Source organism: Embleya sp. NPDC056575 (assembly GCF_042793325.1).
In the GTDB taxonomy this organism is placed as follows: Bacteria; Actinomycetota; Actinomycetes; order Streptomycetales; family Streptomycetaceae; genus Embleya.
This window is the reverse complement of record NZ_JBHTVA010000021.1, coordinates 1-19,081: the sequence shown is the minus strand read 5'-3', so window position 1 is coordinate 19,081 and position 19,081 is coordinate 1. Positions and strand designations below refer to the sequence as shown.

The 19,081-nt window shown below is 73.4% G+C and carries 17 protein-coding genes; 11 read left to right on the top strand and 6 right to left on the bottom strand.

Features of this window, described 5'->3' with window-relative positions:
• The first annotated feature begins 64 nt into the window (after positions 1-64).
• Complete coding sequence (locus tag ACFRCG_RS18355; RefSeq protein WP_380032683.1) at positions 65-1,210, top strand: glycosyltransferase family 4 protein; 1,146 nt, start codon at positions 65-67, stop codon at positions 1,208-1,210.
• 97 nt (positions 1,211-1,307) lie between these two features.
• On the opposite strand, the gene ACFRCG_RS18350 is transcribed toward ACFRCG_RS18355, so the two are convergent.
• A complete protein-coding gene (locus tag ACFRCG_RS18350; protein WP_380032681.1) occupies positions 1,308-3,116 on the bottom strand; it encodes an AMP-dependent synthetase/ligase in 1,809 nt (602 codons plus the stop codon).
• Between the two features lie 348 nt (positions 3,117-3,464).
• Between ACFRCG_RS18350 and ACFRCG_RS18345 the strand changes: the two genes are divergently transcribed.
• From ACFRCG_RS18345 to ACFRCG_RS18320, 6 genes are all read left to right on the top strand, one after another.
• The gene (locus ACFRCG_RS18345; RefSeq protein WP_380032679.1) at positions 3,465-4,232 is read left to right on the top strand and encodes a metallophosphoesterase; all 768 of its coding nucleotides are present in this window, start codon (positions 3,465-3,467) and stop codon (positions 4,230-4,232) included.
• 125 nt (positions 4,233-4,357) lie between these two features.
• The gene (locus tag ACFRCG_RS18340) at positions 4,358-4,792 is read left to right on the top strand and encodes an SRPBCC family protein (RefSeq protein ID WP_380032677.1); all 435 of its coding nucleotides are present in this window, start codon (positions 4,358-4,360) and stop codon (positions 4,790-4,792) included.
• A gap of 7 nt (positions 4,793-4,799) precedes the next feature.
• A complete protein-coding gene (locus ACFRCG_RS18335; protein ID WP_380032675.1) occupies positions 4,800-5,987 on the top strand; it encodes an ArsA family ATPase in 1,188 nt (395 codons plus the stop codon).
• A gap of 110 nt (positions 5,988-6,097) precedes the next feature.
• Complete coding sequence (locus ACFRCG_RS18330; protein ID WP_380032673.1) at positions 6,098-6,520, top strand: DUF5304 family protein; 423 nt, start codon at positions 6,098-6,100, stop codon at positions 6,518-6,520.
• A gap of 143 nt (positions 6,521-6,663) precedes the next feature.
• Positions 6,664-7,602, top strand: a complete 939-nt coding sequence (locus ACFRCG_RS18325; RefSeq protein ID WP_380032671.1) for an ROK family glucokinase — start codon at positions 6,664-6,666, stop codon at positions 7,600-7,602.
• 113 nt (positions 7,603-7,715) lie between these two features.
• Positions 7,716-8,426, top strand: a complete 711-nt coding sequence (locus tag ACFRCG_RS18320) for an endonuclease/exonuclease/phosphatase family protein (RefSeq protein WP_380032670.1) — start codon at positions 7,716-7,718, stop codon at positions 8,424-8,426.
• Between the two features lie 35 nt (positions 8,427-8,461).
• Here the strand turns inward: ACFRCG_RS18320 and ACFRCG_RS18315 are convergent, their stop codons facing one another.
• The 3 genes from ACFRCG_RS18315 to ACFRCG_RS18305 form a co-directional block, all read right to left on the bottom strand.
• Positions 8,462-10,252, bottom strand: coding sequence for a protein kinase (locus ACFRCG_RS18315; protein WP_380032668.1), 1,791 nt, complete (start codon positions 10,250-10,252; stop codon positions 8,462-8,464).
• A gap of 152 nt (positions 10,253-10,404) precedes the next feature.
• On the bottom strand, positions 10,405-11,235 hold the full coding sequence (locus ACFRCG_RS18310) for a hypothetical protein (protein WP_380032666.1): 831 nt from the start codon (positions 11,233-11,235) through the stop codon (positions 10,405-10,407).
• 7 nt (positions 11,236-11,242) lie between these two features.
• Positions 11,243-12,022, bottom strand: a complete 780-nt coding sequence (locus ACFRCG_RS18305) for an alpha/beta hydrolase (RefSeq protein WP_380032665.1) — start codon at positions 12,020-12,022, stop codon at positions 11,243-11,245.
• 344 nt (positions 12,023-12,366) lie between these two features.
• Between ACFRCG_RS18305 and ACFRCG_RS18300 the strand changes: the two genes are divergently transcribed.
• The 4 genes from ACFRCG_RS18300 to ACFRCG_RS18285 all read left to right on the top strand — a co-directional run bounded on the left by ACFRCG_RS18300 (position 12,367) and on the right by ACFRCG_RS18285 (position 16,276).
• Positions 12,367-13,233 (top strand): lysophospholipid acyltransferase family protein, encoded by an 867-nt coding sequence (locus ACFRCG_RS18300; protein WP_380032663.1) that lies wholly within the window; start codon positions 12,367-12,369, stop codon positions 13,231-13,233.
• A gap of 32 nt (positions 13,234-13,265) precedes the next feature.
• On the top strand, positions 13,266-14,414 hold the full coding sequence (gene macS, locus ACFRCG_RS18295; protein WP_380032661.1) for a MacS family sensor histidine kinase: 1,149 nt from the start codon (positions 13,266-13,268) through the stop codon (positions 14,412-14,414).
• Entirely contained in the window at positions 14,411-15,115 is a 705-nt protein-coding gene (locus ACFRCG_RS18290; RefSeq protein ID WP_380032659.1) for a response regulator, read from the top strand. Before macS ends, ACFRCG_RS18290 begins: the two co-directional genes overlap by 4 nt.
• Positions 15,116-15,250: 135 nt before the next feature.
• Entirely contained in the window at positions 15,251-16,276 is a 1,026-nt protein-coding gene (locus ACFRCG_RS18285; protein WP_078977559.1) for a 6-phosphofructokinase, read from the top strand.
• 28 nt (positions 16,277-16,304) lie between these two features.
• On the opposite strand, the gene ACFRCG_RS18280 is transcribed toward ACFRCG_RS18285, so the two are convergent.
• Both ACFRCG_RS18280 and ACFRCG_RS18275 read right to left on the bottom strand, forming a co-directional pair.
• Entirely contained in the window at positions 16,305-17,657 is a 1,353-nt protein-coding gene (locus tag ACFRCG_RS18280; protein ID WP_380032657.1) for a hypothetical protein, read from the bottom strand.
• 146 nt (positions 17,658-17,803) lie between these two features.
• On the bottom strand, positions 17,804-18,697 hold the full coding sequence (locus ACFRCG_RS18275) for a phosphotransferase family protein (protein WP_380032655.1): 894 nt from the start codon (positions 18,695-18,697) through the stop codon (positions 17,804-17,806).
• Positions 18,698-19,081: the final 384 nt, after the last annotated feature.

Below are 19,081 nucleotides of genomic sequence, written 5' to 3'. Positions count from 1 at the left end.
AGAGAGCGCCCGCTTCGACCGGATCCTTCCGCCGGCCGGCGCGTCCGGTCTGGGATCCTCGTGCGTGATGAAGACCTTGATCGTCACCAACGACTTCCCGCCCCGGCCCGGCGGCATCCAGTCCTTCGTGCACTCCATGGCGCTGCGGCTGCCCGCGGACGGCGTCGTCGTCTACACCTCCTCGTGGCGGGACCGGGCCGAGACGGCCGCGTTCGACGCGGCGCAGCCCTTCCCGGTGGTGCGTGATCGTACGTCGATGCTGGTGCCCACGCCGGGCGCGGTACGCCGGGCCCGGGAGATCGCCCGGGCCGAGGGCTGCGACACCGTCTGGTTCGGCGCGGCGGCGCCGCTGGGCCTGATGGCGCCGAGCCTGCGCGCGGTCGGCGTGGAGCGTCTTGTGGCCACCACGCACGGGCACGAGGCGGGCTGGGCCGTACTGCCGGGCGCCAGGCAGCTGTTGCGACGGATCGGCGAGGGGGTGGACACGGTCACCTACCTGGGTGAGTACACCCGGGGCAAGATCGCGCCGGCGCTCACCCCGGCCGCCGCCGCGCGCATGGTGCAACTGCCGCCCGGCGTGGACGAGACCGTGTTCCGCCCGGACGTCGGCGGCGCCGAGGTGCGCGCCCGACACGGCCTGGGCGATCGGCCGGTCGTGGTCTGCGTGTCGCGGCTCGTGCCGCGCAAGGGCCAGGACGTACTGGTGCACGCGCTGCCGAGGATTCGCCGCCGGGTGCCGGACGCGGCGCTGCTGATCGTCGGCGCCGGGCCGTACCGGGACCGCCTGGAGACGATGGTCGACCAGGTCGGCGTGCGCGACTCGGTGGTGTTCACCGGCGCGGTGCCGTGGGCCGAGTTGCCCGCGCACCACGAGGCGGGCGACGTGTTCGCGATGCCGTGCCGCACCCGGCGTCGCGGCCTGGACGTGGAGGGCCTGGGGATCGTCTACCTGGAGGCGTCGGCGGTGGGCCGGCCGGTGGTGGCGGGCGATTCGGGCGGCGCGCCCGACGCGGTCCTGGAGGGCGAGACGGGCCACGTGGTCGACGGCCGCTCGCCGGCCGCCGTCGCCGACCGGGTGTCGGGCCTGCTGGCCGACCCGGAGCGGGCCGCCCGGATGGGCGCGGCGGGCCGCGCCTGGGTGGAGCGGTCCTGGCGGTGGGACCTGCTCTCGGAACGACTCCGGGGGCTGCTCGACCCGAAGGCGGGCTGAGCGACACACGTGCCGAGGGCGGGCGGCCCCGGGATCCCGGAGCCGCCCGCCCTCGTGTATTCGTCGCGCCCGAGCCCGCGCGCCCGCCCGCGTGTGCTCAGCCCTCGTAGATCTTCTCGATGTCCTGCTCGAAGTCCTTGAGCACCAGGTTGCGCTTGAGCTTGAGGGACGGCGTCACATGGCCGCTCTCCTCGGTGAAGTTGATGGTCAGCACGCGGAACTTGCGTACCCCCTCGGCGCGCGAGACGGCCTTGTTGCCCTCGTCGACCGCGTCCTGGACGGCGGCCAGCAGGTCCGGGTCGTCGGCGAGATCGGCGACCGTCGCGTCGGCGGGCTTGCCGTTGTGCTCCTTCCAGGTCGGGAAGGCATCCGGGTCGATGGTGATCAGCGCGCCGACGAACGGGCGGCGGTCGCCGACCACCATGCACTCGCTGATCAGCGGGTGGGCCCGGATCCGGTCCTCGATCAGGGCCGGCGCGATGTTCTTGCCGCCGGCGGTGACCAGGATCTCCTTCTTGCGCCCGGTCACGGTCAGGAAGCCATCGTCGTCCAGGACGCCGATGTCGCCGGTGCGGAACCAGCCGTCGTCCTCGAACGCCTCGGCGGTGGCCGCGTCGTTCTTCCAGTAGCCGGTGAACACGTTCGGACCCTTGGCCAGGATCTCGCCGTCCTCGGCGATCCGCACCGCCGAGCCCGGCACCGGCCGACCCACCGTGCCGATCCGGATGCCCTCGGCGGGGTTGACCGTGTGCGCGGCGCACGTCTCGGTCAGGCCGTAGCCCTCCAGGACGGTGAAGCCGATGCCGCGGAAGAAGTGGCCGAGCCGGGTGCCCAGCGGCGCGCCGCCGGAGATGGCGTGTGTGGCCCGGCCGCCGAGCGCCGCGCGCAGCTTGCCGTAGACGAGCTTGTCGAACACCCTGTGCTTGATCCGCAGGCCCAGGCTGATGCTCGCGCTGTCCATGCCCTCGCTGTACGCGATCGCCGTCTCGGCGGCCATCTCGAAGATCTTGCCCTTGCCGTCGGCCTGCGCCTTGGCCGAGGCCGCGTTGTAGACCTTCTCGAACACGCGCGGCACGGCGAGCACGAAGGTCGGCTGGAAGGTCTGGAGTTCGCCGGTGAGCTGCTTGACGTCCGGACAGTGCCCGATCCGGACCCGGGCCATGATGCAGCCGATCTCCAGGATCCGGCCCAGCACGTGGGCGAGCGGCAGGAACAGCAGGCAGCTCGACTTCTCCGGGACGAACAGCCGGTTCAGCAGCGCGACCACGTTGCCCAGCTCGGCCTGGAAGTTGCCGTGTGTCAGGACGCAGCCCTTGGGCCGCCCGGTGGTGCCCGACGTGTAGATGATGGTGGCGACCGAGTCGGCGCGCAGGCCCGCACGGCGCTCGTCGACCACCGCGTCGGCCACCTCGCGCCCGGCGGCGGTGAGCGCGGGTACCGCGGCCTCGCCGTCGCCCTCGTCGATCCGCCACACGTGGGCCAGCTCCGGCAGCCGCTCGCGGGCCCGCTCGACCGCGCCCTGGTGCGCCGCGTTCTCCACGACCACCGCCCGCGCCCCCGAGTCGGACAGGATCCACTCGATCTGCTCGGCGGAGGAGGTCTCGTACACCGGTACCGAGATCGCGCCGGCGCACCAGATGGCGAAGTCGAGCAGCGTCCACTCGTAGCGGGTGCGCGACATCAGGCCGATCCGGTCGCCGGGCTCGATGCCCGCCGCGATCAGGCCCTTGGCCACCTCGTACACCTCGGCCAGGAACCGGGTCGAGGTCACGTCCGTCCAGCGTCCGCCCACCTTGCGGGCCAGCGCCGGGGCATCCGGCGCCTCTGCGGCATTGCGCTTGATGAGGTCGGTCAGGTTGCCCTCGGCGGGAACCTCGGCCAGGGCCGGGACGCTGCACTCGCGCACTGATGCTCCTCGTTGCGGTCTCGGCGCCGGAGGTCGGCGCTGCCGGTGCCGGTGTCGGTGTTGCCGGCCGTCTCGGTGGCTGTCCATCTTGCCGACTCGTTGACGGGGGCAGACGTTACTGGCAAGTAGGTCTGGGGGACAGGGGTCGTGAGGATCCTGTGCCCGGTCTCACGCTACGGACAAGCCCACATCCGTATCGACTCGCGATTCGTGGCGGGGCCGACGAGCATCCGTCCCGATTCGACCGGGCATGTCGAGAGTATCGATTCGGCGCGCGGGGCGGGTGTGACGGAGGCAACCCCCTGGTGTCGTCGGTTTCGGTTCGAAGCCGTCAGTACAGTGACCGACATGCGGGTCCACGTGGTGAGCGACGTCCACGGTGCCGCCGAGGCGCTCGCCCGCGCGGGCGACGGCGCCGACGCCCTGGTGTGTCTGGGCGATCTGGTGCTCTTCCTCGACTACCACGACCTGGACCGCGGCATCTTCACCGACCTGTTCGGCGTGGAGAACACCCGCGAACTGCTCGCGCTGCGCAACGCCCGCCGCTTCGCCGAGGCCCGGGCCTTCTCCGGCTCGTTGTGGGCGGGTGTGCCGGGCGGCGCCCGGCAGGCGATCGAGGCGGCGGTGCGCCGCCAGTACGCCGCGCTGTTCGCGGCCTTCCCCACCCCCACCTACGTCACCTACGGCAACGTCGACGTGCCCGAGTTGTGGCCCGACTACGCGCGCGAGGGGGTGACCGTGCTCGACGGCCAGGTGGTGGAGATCGGCGGTCGCACCTTCGGCTTCGTCGGCGGCGGGCTGCGCACCCCGATGCACACGCCGTACGAGATCTCCGACGAGGAGTACGCGGCCAAGGTCGCCGCGGTCGGTCGGGTCGACGTGTTGTGCTGCCACATCCCGCCCGCCGTGCCGGACCTGACCTACGACGTGGTCGCCCGGCGGTTCGAGCGTGGCAGCGAGGCGGTGTTGCGGGCGATCCACGAGACCGGGCCCGACCTGGTGCTGTTCGGACACGTGCATCAGCCGCTGCGCGCGCGGATGCGGATCGGGCGCACCGAATGTGTCAACGTGGGGCATTTCCAGGCGAGCGGGAAACCGTACGTCCTCACCTGGTGAGCCGGTGCCGCGTCCCCGCAGGTCGGGCACGATAACCTTCGAGCGGATCGGCTGTACTCGACCATCCCGAGGTGTTGTCGAGACGGCCAACAACGGCTACGCGAGCTTCCGGAGGACTCCTCACGATGGCTGAACGGACCAGCTCGACCATCACGATCGACGCCACGCCGGCCGAGGTCATGGCCGTCATCGCGGGGTTCGAGGGCTATCCCGAGTGGACCGGCGAGGTCAAGGAGACCGAGGTCCTGGAGATCGACGAGTCGATCGGGCGCGCGGTGCGGGTGCGGTTCAAGCTCGACGCGGGCGTGATCAGCGACGAGCACGTGCTCGGTTACACCTGGGAGGACGACCGCGAGGTGCGGTGGACCCTGGTGACCAGCCAGATGCTCAAGTCGCTCGACGGTCGCTACGCGCTGAGCCCGATCGCCGGCGGCACCGAGGTCACCTACGAACTCACCGTCGACGTCAAGATCCCGATGCTGGGCATGCTCAAGCGCAAGGCGGAGAAGGTCATCATCGATCGGGCCCTGACCGGGCTCAAGAAGCGCGTCGAGAGCTGACCCGGCGGTGACGCGGGTCCTGCTGGTCACCGGTCTCCCGGGCGCCGGGCGCACGACCGTCGCCGCGGCGACCGCGGTGGCCGCGGCGCGGGCGGGGCGGCGCACGCTGCTCCTCGCCGCCGACGGCACGCGCGACGTGGACACGGTGCTCGATGTGCCGGTCGGCGCCGATCCCTTCGACGTGTTGCCCGGGCTGACCGTGCAGCGGGTCGCGGTCCGGGCCGAGTTCGAGCGCGAGTTCCTGCTGGTGCAGGCACAGTTGGGCGCCGCTCTCGGGGTGGTCGGGGTGGAGCCGCTGGACCCCGAGGAGATCACCGTGCCGCCGGGCGCGGGGGACGTGCTGGCGCTGCGGGTGCTGGCGCGGGCGGTGGACGCGCGGCGCTACGAGTTGATCGTGGTCGACCTGCCCGCCGCCGAGCGGGCGGTGCCGGCGCTCGCGGTGCCGGAGGGGCTGGCCCGCTACGTGGACCGGCTGCTGCCGGTGGAGCGGCAGGCGGCGCGCGCGTTGCGGCCGGTGCTCGCGGCGGTCGCCGGGGTGCCGATGCCCGACGACTGGGTGTACGACACGGCCCGGCGGGTGGCCGCCGAGCTGGAGGTGCTGCGCGCGCTGGTGGCGGCGCCGACCACGACCGTGCGGCTGGTGGTGCGGCCCGGGACGGTCGCGCTGGCCGCGGCGCGGCGGGCCGCCTCGGCGCTGGCGCTGTACGGGCACCGCGTCGAGGACGTGATCGTCAACGGGGTCGGCGCGGCCGACTCGCCCGATCCGGCGGTGCGGGTGCGGGCCGAGGTGGCGCGCGAGACCGTGGACGCGCTGTGCGCGCTGTTCCCGCGCGTGCCGTTGGCGCAGATCCCCGTGCTGCCCGCCGAGCCGCTGGGCGCGAGCGAACTCGCCGACGTGGCGGCGCACTTCGGCCCGGTGGGCCCGGGCGGCGCGGCCGACGACGACGGGCACACGATCGAACGCGACGGCGAGCGGCTGCTGTTGCTGCTGCCGCTGCCGGGTACGGATCGCGACGGCCTGGACCTGCTGCGCCGCGGCGACGAACTGGTGATCACGATCGGCCCGCACCGCCGGCTGATCCGGCTGCCCTCGGCGCTGCGCCGCTGCCTCATCGAGGGCGCGGGCCTGCGCGACGGCGTCCTGCGCGTGCGTTTCGTCCCCGACCCGGCCGTGTGGATGCGCGCGCCGCGGTAGCGCCACCGGCTCGCCGACTGCCGGGATCCTCGGCGCGGAACCGCCCTTCGTCGGCGTGGATCGGGGCGGAGGGTTCGCGTTGGGCGGTGGGAGCGCGGAGAATGCGTCGGATGGATCCTGATGAGCGGGTGACGGGCAAGGACGCGGCGGATGCGTGGGCGGGCAGCACGGACGAGGTGCCGCCGGACGCGAAGGCCGAGGGGGACGGTGGGCGGGAGCGGGTCGATCCCTGGGCGCGGCTCGGGGAGGAGGCTCGGCGGCTCGGGGAGTCGTTGACCGGCGCCGACAAGGGGGATCAGGCGCCGGCCGCGCGATTGGCGGAGGAGGCGCGGCGGCTGGCCGAGACGCTGGTGGAGCAGGCCGGGGCGATGCGTGAGCAGATGGCGCGCAGGCACCCCGAAGTGGCCGCGCACCTGGCCGCCGCCGGGACCGAGCTGGCGTCCGCGTACCGGGCCTTCGTCGGCGACCGCGAGCGCCGGTGGGCCGCGAAGCCGGCCGAGAGCGAGCGGATCCGGCTCGACGACGACGAGTAGCCGGGTGACCTCGCCGCCCGCGGCCCCGGTGCCCGCCCTCGGGCGGTCGGGTGGAGTCCGGCGGGCGTACGCGTGGGGTGGGGGCGGGGAAGGGACCAGTACGATCCGTTGCGGGCAATGCACGCGAACGAGCTTGGGACGACATGGGACTCACGATCGGTGTCGACATCGGCGGCACCAAAATCCTCGCGGGTGTGGTCGACGCCGACGGGGTGATCCTCGATCGGCTCAAGGTCGCCACCCCCAAGGACGCCGATGGCACCGCGCAGGTGATCGCCGAGGCGGTCAACACCCTGCGGCGCAACCACGTCGTGGAGGCGGTCGGGCTCGGCGCGGCCGGATTCATCGGCGCGGACCGTTCGACCGTGCTGTTCTCGGCCAACGTCGGCGCCTGGGTCGGCGAGCCGCTCCGGGATCGTATGGAGGCGCTGATCGGCCTCCCGGTCGTGGTCGAGAACGACGCCAACGCCGCGGCCTGGGGCGAGGTGCGCTTCGGCGCGGCCGCCGGGCACACCAACGTGATGTGCGTGACCGTCGGCACCGGCATCGGCGGCGCGATCGTGTTCGGCGGCGAGCTGTACCGGGGCGGCGGCGGGATAGCGGGTGAGCCCGGCCACATGCGGGTGGTCCCCGACGGCCTCGCCTGCCCGTGCGGCAACTACGGCTGCTGGGAGCGGTACGCCAGCGGCAGCGCGCTGACCCGCTACGCCCGCGACCGGGCGGCCGGCCTGCCCGAGGCGGCGGAGAAGCTGCTCGCCCTCGGCGACGGCACCCCCGCGGGCATCCAGGGCCCGCACGTCACCCAGGCCGCGCTGCTCGGCGACCCCGTCTCGCTGGCCGCCTTCCGCGAGCTGGGCACCTGGCTCGGCCAGGGCCTGGCCGACCTGTCCGCCGTGCTCGACCCCGCCGCGTTCGTGATCGGCGGCGGCGTCTCGGACGCGGGCGACCTCCTGCTCGTCCCCGCCCTGGAGACCTACCGCGGCGTGCTGCGCCGCGGCCACCGGCTCGGCGCCGAGGTCGTGGTCGCCACCCTGGGCAGCGACGCGGGACTGGTCGGCGCGGCGGACCTGGCCCGCCACTGACGACACCGCCACAACGCGCGCGGAACACACCGCCTCCCGGGGACCGGGCGGGCGTACACAGCTGGTCGATCGTGGTTCGGGCCGGGAGCCTCGAACCGGGCAAGGGGGCATCAGTGGCCGTCGGCAACGGAGAGATCCGGGTCATGTCGTACAACGTGCGTTCGCTGCGCGACGATCGGGACGCCCTGGTGCGGATCGTCCGGCACGCCGCGCCCGACCTGCTCTGCATCCAGGAGGGCCCCCGCTTCGTGCGCCGTCGGCAGGCGGTGGCCCGCCTCGCGCGCGACTGCGGCCTGGTGGTGATCGCCGGCGGCGGCACCGCGTCGGGGTTGCTCGTGCTCGGCGGGCTGCGGGTGAGTGTGCGGCGGGCGTACGACGAGCTGCCGCCGGCCGCGACCGGCCGGCGCGCGCTCGGGCCGGCCGGCGCGGTGGTGGCGGTCGGCGGCGCCGAATTCGCGGTGGCCAGCGCACAGTTCGGACCGGCCGCCGGCGAACGGCCGGCGCAGGCCGACGAGTTGTTGCGCCGTCTGGCCGGGCTGGACACCGAACACCGGGTGCTGGCCGGGGACTTCAACGAGTCGGCTGGCCGTCCCGGTTGGGACCGCCTGGCCGAGGAACTCCGCGACGGATACCCGGCGGCGCCCAGCGGCTCGGAGTTCACCGCGCCGCGCCGCGACCCCGGCCGCCGCCTGGACGGGGTGTTCGTGTCCGAGCACGTCGAGGTGCTCGGCTGCGGCGTCCCCGACGACGTCACCGACGCCGACTACGCCGCCGCCTCCGACCACCGCCCGGTACTGGCCACGTTGCGGATACCCGTCGGCTGACCCGGATCGTCCGGATCACCCGGGACCACCCGGGCTCAGGGCCGAAAGCTCGCCATGAAGCCGGCCAGCAGCTCCTGCGTGGCCGGGTCGTTCCAGACCGCGTCCGGGGTGTCCATGTAGAGCGAGTAGCCGCGCCCGGACGGCACCGTGAAGCCGAGGTTGAGCACGTGGTGCCGGGTGCCGCTGCCGTAGGTGAAGTGCCACGCGGCGGCGGGGTAGTCCCGGTAGTCGGCCTTCTCGATGCTCACCCTCTGATAGTTGGTGAAGCGACGGCGGACGTCGGGCTCGGCCTGCTTCCAGTCCTCGACCGGGTCGGTCGGTGAACTGGCGACGGTGTCCACGTTGAGCTTGAGGGTGCCCTCGGCGTTGGCGAAGAACTCCTGGCTGTCCTCGGTCTTGACCTTGCGCCACCCGGGCGGCAGGCCGATTTTGTAGCCGGTGGTGGCACCGGTGTACGGCGTCCAGCCCGCCGGCAGGCCGTCGGTGCCGGTCGGCGGCTGCGGCGAGCCCTGGGTCGGGGGTGTGGTCCGCGCGGGCGGCGGCGCCGAATCGCTCGGCGGGGGCGCGGTGTTCGGCGGCTGGGTGAGCTGTCCGCCGACCGGGGCGGTCTCGGCGGCCGGCCCCGGGCTCGACGGTGGTGTCGAACCCGACTGCGGCGAGGGCGAGTCGGAGCCGGCGGCGCCCTTCGCCCGATCGTTCTTGTCGTTGCCGGGGGCGATCAGGAACAGGATCAGCCCGACCGCGACGCCGAAGACCACCAGGGCGGCGATCGCGGCCGGCAGCGGCAGCCACGGGAAGGTCCGGGCGGGGCGATCCTCCCGAGCCGGCTTCGGGGGCTTGGCGGGTGGGGCGACGAGCGGGGACACGACCTCCGCCTCGCCCCCGGATATCGCGTCGGGCTCGGGCTCGACCGTCCGCGGCGCGGGTACGGCCGCGGGTATCGGCTCCGCCGCGGGTAGCAGCGCGGGCGGCAACGCCCGGGTGGCCGCCCGCTCCTCCCGGATCTCGCGCAGCGCGTCGCGCAACATCGCCTCGGTCTCGGCCGCGTCCGGCCGCCCGGCCGGATCGCGCGCCAACAGCGCCTGCAGCACCGGGTCGAGCGGGCCCGCGTGCTTGGCCGGCACCGGTTCCTCGCTGACGATCGCGGTCAACGTGGCGAGCGGCGTGGAGCGTTCGAAGGGGGCCTTGCCCTCGACGGCCGCGTACAGCGTCGCGCCGAGCGACCACAGGTCCGAGGCCGCGGTGGGACTCAGGCCCCTGGCCCGCTCCGGCGGGATGTACGCGGGAGCGCCCAGCACCACGCCCGACTGGGTCACCGACGAGTCGCCCTCGACCACCGCGATGCCGAAGTCGCTGAGCACGGCCCGGCCGTCGGGGGTGATCAGCACATTGCCCGGTTTGACGTCACGGTGCAGGATCCCGGCCGCGTGCGCCGTGCGCAGCGCGTCGATCATGGCCAGGCCGATCTCCGCCACCGCCTCGGCGGCCATCGGCCCATCGCCCCGGATCACCTCGGCGAGCGAGCGCGAGGGCACCAACTCCATGACGATCCACGGCCGATCGTCCTCCTCGACCACGTCGTAGACGCGCACCACCGAGGGATGACTCAGCCGCGCGGCGGCGCGCGCCTCACGGGCGGCGCGCTCGCGCAGCCGGGCCCGTTCGGTGTCGTCGGCGCCCGGTTGCGGCAACATCTCCTTCACCGCGACCTCGCGTCCCAGGACCTGGTCCCGAGCCCGCCAGACCGCACCCATGCCCCCGCGCCCCAGTCGCTCGGCGAGCAGATAGCGCCCGCCGACCAGGCGTCCCTCGTTGTCCGCGTCCACGCAAGGAAGGTACCCGGCCGGGGACTTCCAATGTGGCATGACGCCCCGTCAGAACCGGTCGGGATCAAGCCGAATCACGCCGAAACGGGTCATCCGAGGTCGTCCGACGCGGTGTTCCCGTCGCCGACTCGGATCACCGCGCCGTCACCGGCTCAGACCACCGCGCCGTCGTCGGGGTCGTCCTCGTCCCGATCCCGCCGCATTCGCGCCACGAGCGCGACGAAACCGCCGGTGAACGCGGCGAACGCGGCGAACGAGGTCCACGGTCCGACCGCGCGGCCGAGCAGCACCGACACGAGGAGGTAGAGCGGCCCGCCGACCAGCGCGATCCAGGCGATCTTGGTGGCCGCGTCGGTCTTGGGCAGCGGAGGCGGCGGAGGCGGCACGAAGTGCTCGTCGGGGTCCTCGTCCAACTCGTTGATCACCGGCGGCCCCGGCGGCGCGAGCGAGTAGTCGCGCGGCCCCGCCGCGGCGGACAGGCCGACCTTGAACGAGCCGTCGGCCGGCCCCTCGGGTCCCGGCCGCTCGCCGCCCAGGTCCTCGGCCACCGGCCAGCGCGGCACCGGGTCGGCGACCTCGCTGTCGAAGGACGCGACGATCTGCGCCCACACCTCGTCGTCGCCCGGCCGCTCGGCGGGCGCCTGGGCATCGTCGTTCGCCGGTTCGGCCGGCTGCGCCCGGGGCGGCTCCACCGACGGGATGTCGGCGGGTCCGGCCGTCGGCTCCTTGGCCCGCGCGCGCGGCGCGGACGGCTCGGTCAGCGAACGCAGGATGGCCCGCGCCCGCGACGTCGCCGCCGCGTCCACCCACAGGCGCTCGATCTGCTCGGGCTCCTCGTCCGGATCCCGGGGCTCCAGCGTCGAGACGTATGCCGCCACCCCCGCGTCCCGCAGGGCGACCAGCATCACGTCCGCCGCCTCGGGATCGAGGTCGGTCAGGGGCTTGAAGGACTCCGCGTCGAGTCCGTTGCCACGTCCGCGCACCGTTCGTTCAGTCCCTCTCGGCCGTCTCCGGGGTCCGCGCGTCCGGCGCGAGCCGGCGTACGAACTCCAGGCTGGATGCGAAGATCCGTTCCGCGTCGTGGTCGAGCGTCGCCACGTGATAGCTGTCGTTGAGCAGGACGTCGGTGACGTCCGTGGAGGAGATCCTGGCCAACACCGTCTCGGAGTTGGCCGGCGAGACCACGTGATCGTGCGGGCTGTGCAGGAGCAGCACCGGCTGGGTCACCTGCGGCAGGTCGGCGCCCACCACCCGCCAGAACCGGGACAGCGAGTAGGCGGCCTTGACCGGCGTACGCGCGTAGGCGAGCTCGACCGAGCCCTCCTTGCGGATGTCGGAGGCGATGCCGGCCACCGACGGTATGACGTGCCGCATCACCGGCAGCAGGCGCACCTTCGGATCGTCGGCCTGTACGGACGGGTTCACCAGGACCAGCCCCGCCACCTTGTCGCCGTGCTGCTCGGCGAGCCGCAGGGCCAGTCCGCCGCCCATCGACAGGCCCATCACGAACACCGTGTCGCAGCGCTCGCGCAGCCGGTCGAACGCGCGGTCCACGGCGGCGTACCAGTCGTGCCACGTGGTCAGGTTCATGTCCTGCCACCGGGTGCCGTGACCGGGCAGCAGCGGCAGCGACACGGTCAGCCCCGCCGCGGCGAGGTGTCGGGCCCACGGCCGCAACGACTGCGGCGTGCCGGTGAACCCGTGGCACAGCAGGACGCCCACCGGACCGCCGTCGTGGTGGTCGGGCTCGGCACCGGGCAGGATCGACACCAACGGGCTCCTTCGGGCGACGGGCTGGGCGGGGCGAGCCGACCGGATGGGCGCCACGTGGGGTGGCGACCGCCGGCCGACGGCGGTACAGGTTCCATAACGGGGTCGGGAGGCGAGTGGTTCCGCCCCTTACCCCCAACACCTGGGCGCTCTGGAATCGTCCCACGGGCGTGCGCGATGCGTACAGCGCCGCTGCGCCGGCCCGGACGGCTCGCCGGCCCGGGCTCGGGCGCGGTCCGCCCCCGCGCCGGCCCGGGCTCGGGCGCCGGCGACAACTTCCGTACCCCGGTCCCGGCGGGGAGCGATGCTCTAGGGTTCGTCCTGTTCCCAGGAGGAGGTCAGGGTTGTTCTACCGGCTGATGAAAATGATCGTCGGCCCCGTATTGAGGCTCTTCTTCCGCCCCTGGGTGGAGGGTCAGGAGCACATCCCGGACCGGGGCCCGGCCATTTTGGCGAGCAACCACCTCTCGTTCTCGGACTCGTTCTTCCTGCCCGTGGTCGTCCCGCGCCGGATCACCTTCCTGGCCAAGTCGGACTACTTCACCGGTCGCGGGGTCAAGGGCCGGCTCACCGCCGCGTTCTTCAAGGGAGTGGGCCAGCTGCCCGTGGACCGCAGCGGCGGCCGGGCGAGCGAGGCCGCGCTGAACGCCGGGCTCAAGGTGCTGCGCGAGGACCACCTGTTCGGCATCTACCCCGAGGGCACCCGCTCGCCGGACGGCCGGCTGTACCGGGGCAAGACCGGGATCGCCCGGCTGGCGCTGGAGTCGGGCGCGCCGGTGATCCCGGTCGCGATGATCGACACCGAGAAGATCCAGCCGCCCGGCAAGATCGTGCCGAAGATCATGCGGGTGGGCATCCGGATCGGCGAGCCGCTCGACTTCTCCCGCTACGAGGGCATGGAGGACGACCGCTTCATCCTGCGCGCGATCACGGACGAGATCATCTACGCGCTGATGGAGTTGTCCGGCCAGGAGTACGTCGACATGTACGCGGCCGACGCCAAGAAGCGCATCGACGAGGCGCGCAAGCAGGCGGCGGCGGCCAAGGCCGCCGAGAAGGCCGCGGATCAGGACGCGGAACAAGGCGCCGAGCAGGGCGTCGAGCGGGCTTCGGGGCAGGACACCGGGAAGGGCACGGACCGGGCTGCCGACCCCGGCACCGCGTCCGGGGCGAACGACGACTCGGGCGGCTCCGGCCGACCCGCCGGCTGACCGGGTCCACCCGGCACCTCTGGGGGGTTCGGATGGGGGTCGAACAGTCGTTGTGGCGGGCGCTGACGGTCTATCGCACGCTCGCCCTCGTCTATGCGATCGCGCGCTACGCCCAGGTCGCGGACGAGTACGAACACCCGGTCGGCGGGTGGGCCGTCATGGCCCTGCTCGTGGTGTGGACGGCGGTGACCGCGTACGGCTTCCGCGACCCCCGGTTCCGCGAGCCGCCCTGGTTGATCGTCGACCTCTGCGTCGCGGCCGGATGCCTGCTCTCCACCCGTTGGCTGGACGATCCCGAGCGGGTCGCCCAGGGCACCATGACGCTGCCCACGGTGTGGGCCTCGGCGCCGGTGCTGGCGTGCGCGATCAAGGGCGGCTGGAAGACGGGCTCGGTGGCGGCGCTGACGATAGGCGCCGCCGACACCCTCGAACGCGGCGCGCTCACCGCCGACAACCAGCACAACATCGTGCTGTTGCTGCTCGCGGGCGGCGCGGTCGGCTACGTCGTCGAGATCGCCCGGGTGAGCGAGAAGGCGCTGACCCGCGCGCTGCAACTGGAGGCCGCCACCCGCGAACGCGAACGATTGGCGCGGGACATCCACGACAGCGTGCTCCAGGTGCTCGCCCTGGTGCAGCGCCGGGGCGCCGAACTCGGCGGCGAGGCGGCGGGGCTCGGCCGGTTGGCCGGCGAGCAGGAGGTGGCGCTGCGGCAGTTGATCTCGGCGACACCCGCCCGGGTCGAATCGGCCGACCTGCCCGGCTCCGGCGCCGACGGCGACCCGGCCCGGCAGGACCTGCGGGTGCTGCTCGGCGGCTTCGCCGGGGCGCGGGTGACCGTGTCCTCGCCCGGCACGCCCGTGCTGCTGCCCACGCCCGCGGCGCGCGAGGTGGCCGCGGCGGTCTCCGCGGCCCTGGACAACGTGCGCCGGCACGCGGGCGAGCGGGCTCGGGCGTGGATCCTGCTGGAGGACGAGCCGGACGAGATCGTGGTCAGCGTCCGGGACGACGGCCCGGGCATCGAACCGGGACGACTCGAGGCGGCCCGGGCCCAGGGGCGGTTGGGCGTGGCCCAGTCGATCGAGGGCCGGGTGCGCGATCTCGGCGGCACCGTGGTGTGGTCGTCGGTGACGGGAGAAGGCACCGAACTCGAGTTCCGGGTGCCGAGGCAGGGGAGCGGATGAACGACACGAACACGGACACACCGACCGACGAGGCAGCGGCCGCCGCACTGCGCGTCCTGGTCGTGGACGACCACCCGATGTGGCGCGAGGCGGTGGCGCGCGACCTCGCGGCGGCGGGCTACGACGTGGTCGCCACCGCCGGGGACGGCCCCGAGGCGGTCCGCCGGGCCCGGGCCACCTCGCCGAACGTGGTGATCCTGGACCTGAACCTGCCCAAGCTGCCGGGGGTCGAGGTGGCCCGCGAACTGGTCCGCCACGACCGGGCGGTGCGGATCCTGGTGTTGTCCGCCAGCGGTGAGCAGGAGGACGTCCTGGAGGCGGTCAAGGCCGGCGCGACCGGCTACCTGGTCAAGTCCGCGAGCCGCGAGGAACTGGTCGACGCGGTGCGCCGGACCGCCGTCGGCGACCCGGTGTTCACCCCCGGGTTGGCCGGCCTGGTGCTCGGCGAGTTCCGCCGGATGGCCACCGATCCGCCGCGCCGGGACGCGGCGGGCGGCCCGACCGCGCCGCGGCTGACCGACCGGGAGACCGAGGTGTTGCGCATGGTCGCCAAGGGGCTGTCGTACAAGCAGATCGCGGAACGCCTGTTCCTGTCCCACCGCACGGTGCAGAACCACGTCCAGAACACCTTGAACAAGCTGCAACTGCACAACCGGGTCGAACTGGTCCGCTACGCCATCGAGAAGGGCCTGGACGACTAGCGCCTGGTTCGGCGCGATCAAGCCGACACGATCAAGTCGGGTACCTCGAACGGGTGGTGGGAAGAGTCGAGGTGGCTTCTCGCACCGGTAGCGTGGGCCGCGAATCGTGCCGGACGGAAGAAATCGGAGATTTCGATGCGTGTCGGAGTACTGACCGGCGGCGGCGACTGCCCGGGTCTCAACGCGGTGATCCGGGCGGTCGTCCGCAAGGGCGTCCAGGACTACGGGTACGAGTTCATCGGCTTTCGGGACGGCTGGCGCGGTCCGCTCGAAGGCGACACGATGCCGCTCGACATCAAGGCGGTACGCGGGATCCTGCCGCGCGGCGGAACCATCCTGGGCTCGTCCCGGACCAACCCGATCAAGGTCGATCGCGGCATCGAGCGGATCCGGGAGAACCTGGGCAAGTTCGAGGTGGACGCGCTCGTGGCGATCGGCGGCGAGGACACCCTCGGCGTGGCGACCCGGCTGCACGAGCACGACGTCAAGGTCGTCGGTGTGCCCAAGACCATCGACAACGACCTGAACGCGACCGACTACACGTTCGGCTTCGACACCGCGGTCAACATCGCCACCGAGGCCATCGACCGCCTGCACACCACCGCCGAATCGCACCGCCGGGTGCTGATCGTCGAGGTGATGGGCCGGCACGCGGGCTGGATCGCGATCCACTCCGGCATGGCCGGCGGCGCCAACGTGATCCTGATCCCCGAGCAGAACTTCGACGTCGAGGAGGTCTGCGCCTGGGTGGACAGCCGGTTCCGGACCAACTACGCGCCGATCATCGTGGTCGCCGAGGGCGCCATCCCGCTCGCCGGTCAGATGGTGACCAAGGACCAGACGCTGGACGCGTTCGGCCACGTCAAGCTGTCCGGGATCGGCGACTGGCTGGCCTCGGAGATCGAGAAGCGCACCGGGCACGAGGCGCGCACCACGGTGCTGGGCCACGTGCAACGCGGCGGCACGCCCACCGCGTTCGACCGCTGGCTGGCCACCCGGTTCGGGTTCCACGCGATCGACGCGGTCAACGCGGGCGAATGGGGAAGGATGGTCGCGCTGCGCGGGACCGACGTGGTGACCGTGCCGTTGGAGGCGGCCACGCGCGAGCTGAAGACCGTGCCGCCGGCGCTGTACGAAGAGGCGAAGGTGCTGTTCGGCTGAGGCCGTGCCGGCGCGCCGGGGTCGGGCGTCAGGCGTCGGGCCCGAGCGGGGTTCCGGCGCCCTGCCGGCGGTTCTTGCGGGCGAAGTACACGACGGTGGCGCCGAGGGCCGCGAGGGTGACCCAGATCGCGACGGTGGCGAACGTGAACGTGTCGTCGCGGTCCTCCCGGCGCTGCCCGGCGGCCGAGTCCGGGGCGGTCGGCGGCAGTTCGGGCCGCAGCGTGGGCGCGCGCGTCGGCCCGCCGGGGTTGGGCACGTGGAGCACCTGGTAGTCGCTGCGCGAGGAGAGGTCGGGGCCCACCCCGTTCGGGGCCGCGCCGCCGGCCAGTACGGCGAGGTCGCCGCCCGCCACCGGCGAGCCGGCCGGGATCGACACGCGGAGCGAGATGGTCGCGAACTCGCCGGGCGGCAGCTGCCGTTGGCCGTCCCACGGCCTGGGCGTCAGCGCACCGGCGAGGTGCGCGTCGCGGCCGTTGGCGGGGTCGGTGAGCACCTGGAGCGACACCGGACTCCAGCCCCGGTCGTAGGAGTCGTACACCTCGACCATCAACTGCCGCGGGGTGATCGGGGACTGGCCGGTGGTGAACACCACTTCCGGACGCACGTTGGGGATGATCCGGCCGGTGTCGTTGGTGAGGGTGACCTTGAACTCGGCCGCGCCGCCGCCGGCCTGGAGCAGACCGGGCACACCGACGAGGTTGAACGTCGGCCCGTCCCCGCGCCGCGCCGTGGGGAACGTCTTCGCGACACCGCCGGACCGATCCGGGCCCGCGTTCGGCACGGACGGCGAGCGGGTCTCGTCCGGGGACGGTGGGCGTGTGGGCGCGCTGCCGTCCGGCCCGAGCAGCGCGGCGTCGAACGCGAAGCCTCCGGTGAAGCGCGGCTCGTCGCCGGCGCTCGGGGAGTGGCTTCGTCCACTCATGGAGACCTGGACGAACTGCGTCGGAACGTTCGCCGCGATCGTGAATCGCAGTCGGAACTCGACGCTCGCGCCGGGCCCGAGCCGACCCGAGGTCTCGGTGCCCGCGCCGGGGAACGGCAGCGACGCCGAGCCGAGCGTGCCCAGGGGCCTGGGCACCCAGGTGTCGCGGACCGGGTCGAGGACTTCCAGGCGCACCTGCTCCGGGGCGATCCCCCGATCCCCGCCGATCGACACCTCGGGCTCCAGGAGCAGCGGGGTCGGACCGGCGTTGCGCATCCTCGCGGTGACCTCGACGGGAACGGCCGGCCGGATCCGCTCCGGCACCCCGGTCAGCTCGACCCGCCCGTCGGCGGCCGGCACCTCCGCCGCCGGAGCGGTGGGGACCGGCGCGGCGACGACCGGCGGCGACCCGAGCAGCACGAGGAACGCCGTCGAGGCCAGACAGCGACGCAGAGGCATGCGGGGTACCCGTCGTAGGAAGGAGCCTGTTCGACCGAATGTGCGAACGGCCGGAGCCTACCGGGCGGTACACCGTGGGCCCAGGGGATATTCGGGCAGCCCGGCGACCGGCCCGGGCGACGGGCGGTGTGCTTGCGGGGCGGGGGTCAGTCCAGTGTCGAGCGGCGGCGCGAACCGACGGGGCGGGCGGGGCAGGCACGGCGGTGGGTCCGTGCGGCGCGGGCCTCGGCCAGGGCGGTCAGGCGGGCGTTCCAGGGGGCGGCGTCGGCGGCGCCGATACCGCGCGAGCACTGGTTGGTGGCGGCGAACACGAAGGTCTCCATCGCCTCCCGCGAGACGGTGCGCCAGCACGCGAAGCGGTCCGCCCAGGAGGCCGCCTGTTCGGCGGTGTGCCCCTCGTCCATCAGCCGGCCGGCGACCATGGTGACCTCGATCCAGGCCGGGCCGCGGGCCGGTTGCGCCCAGTCGACCAGGTACGCGCGCGGCCCCCGGTCGCCGATCAGCACGTTGTGCGGATGCAGATCGGTGTGCAACAGGCTTTCCCCACGCAGCAGTTCGAGTTGACGGTGGGTCAACAGCGAACGCCAGCGCTCCTCGATCCGCGGCAGCGGCAGGTCCCGTACGGCGACCCGGCCGAGTCGGCGCAGCGCGTCGGCGATCAGCGGCAGATCGGCGGTGCCCGGCGCGAAGTCGGCGTGCCGGCCGGTGATGTGGTCGAAGCCGAGCAACACCCAGTCGTCCAACCGCACCTCCCAGCGCAGCCGGGGCGCGACGGTGTACACGTGCGGCGCGACCCGGACCTCGACCCGCTGCTGCAAGGCGGCCGGATGATCGCGCGGAACCCCCTTGACGAAGAAGCGTGATCGCTCGGTGGTCACCGTGGCGGCGAACTCGCAGTTGAATCCGGCCCACACCGTGGCGACCCCCAGCACGCGCCCCGCACACCGTTCGACCGCGGCGCGCGCGTCGGTGGGCAGTGCGTCCCACGGAGTGCGCGGCGCCGTATGGAAGTTCGGCGGCGGGGGCGGCGAATCAGCCATCGGCGTCCGGCGGCGAGGGGGGCAGCGGGCGCGGTCCGCCGAAGGTGACTCCACACTTGCGACAGCGCTTGCGACCACTCCAGTCGACGGGGTCGTGCGGCGGACAATCGGAGCCCACGGGAACCCCCTCCACTGGGAATCGGTCAACGAACGGGGTCGAGCATCCTCCGTCGTACCGCGGCGAGCAACGCGATTATCGTCGCACGCCGGTGCGACACCGGAGGCATCCGCGCCCCCCTGAACGGCCCGGCGCCCGACCGCGCGCCGCCCGGCGCGGACCGGGCGCCGACCCGGCCCGCACCCGCCGCGGGGGGGGGCCCCCCCCCGCGCCCCCCCCCGCGCCCCCAACCCCCCGCGCCGCGGTCGAGGTTAAACAAAAACCAG

Coding starts and splice junctions, on each gene's coding strand:
- ACFRCG_RS18345 (WP_380032679.1), top strand. CDS start 3,465: ATGCGGGTCCACGTGGTGAGCGACGTCCACGGTGCCGCCGAGGCGCTC.
- ACFRCG_RS18340 (WP_380032677.1), top strand. CDS start 4,358: ATGGCTGAACGGACCAGCTCGACCATCACGATCGACGCCACGCCGGCC.
- ACFRCG_RS18330 (WP_380032673.1), top strand. CDS start 6,098: ATGGATCCTGATGAGCGGGTGACGGGCAAGGACGCGGCGGATGCGTGG.
- ACFRCG_RS18325 (WP_380032671.1), top strand. CDS start 6,664: ATGGGACTCACGATCGGTGTCGACATCGGCGGCACCAAAATCCTCGCG.
- macS (WP_380032661.1), top strand. CDS start 13,266: ATGGGGGTCGAACAGTCGTTGTGGCGGGCGCTGACGGTCTATCGCACG.
- ACFRCG_RS18290 (WP_380032659.1), top strand. CDS start 14,411: ATGAACGACACGAACACGGACACACCGACCGACGAGGCAGCGGCCGCC.
- ACFRCG_RS18285 (WP_078977559.1), top strand. CDS start 15,251: ATGCGTGTCGGAGTACTGACCGGCGGCGGCGACTGCCCGGGTCTCAAC.
- ACFRCG_RS18280 (WP_380032657.1), bottom strand. CDS start 17,657: ATGCCTCTGCGTCGCTGTCTGGCCTCGACGGCGTTCCTCGTGCTGCTC.
- ACFRCG_RS18275 (WP_380032655.1), bottom strand. CDS start 18,697: ATGGCTGATTCGCCGCCCCCGCCGCCGAACTTCCATACGGCGCCGCGC.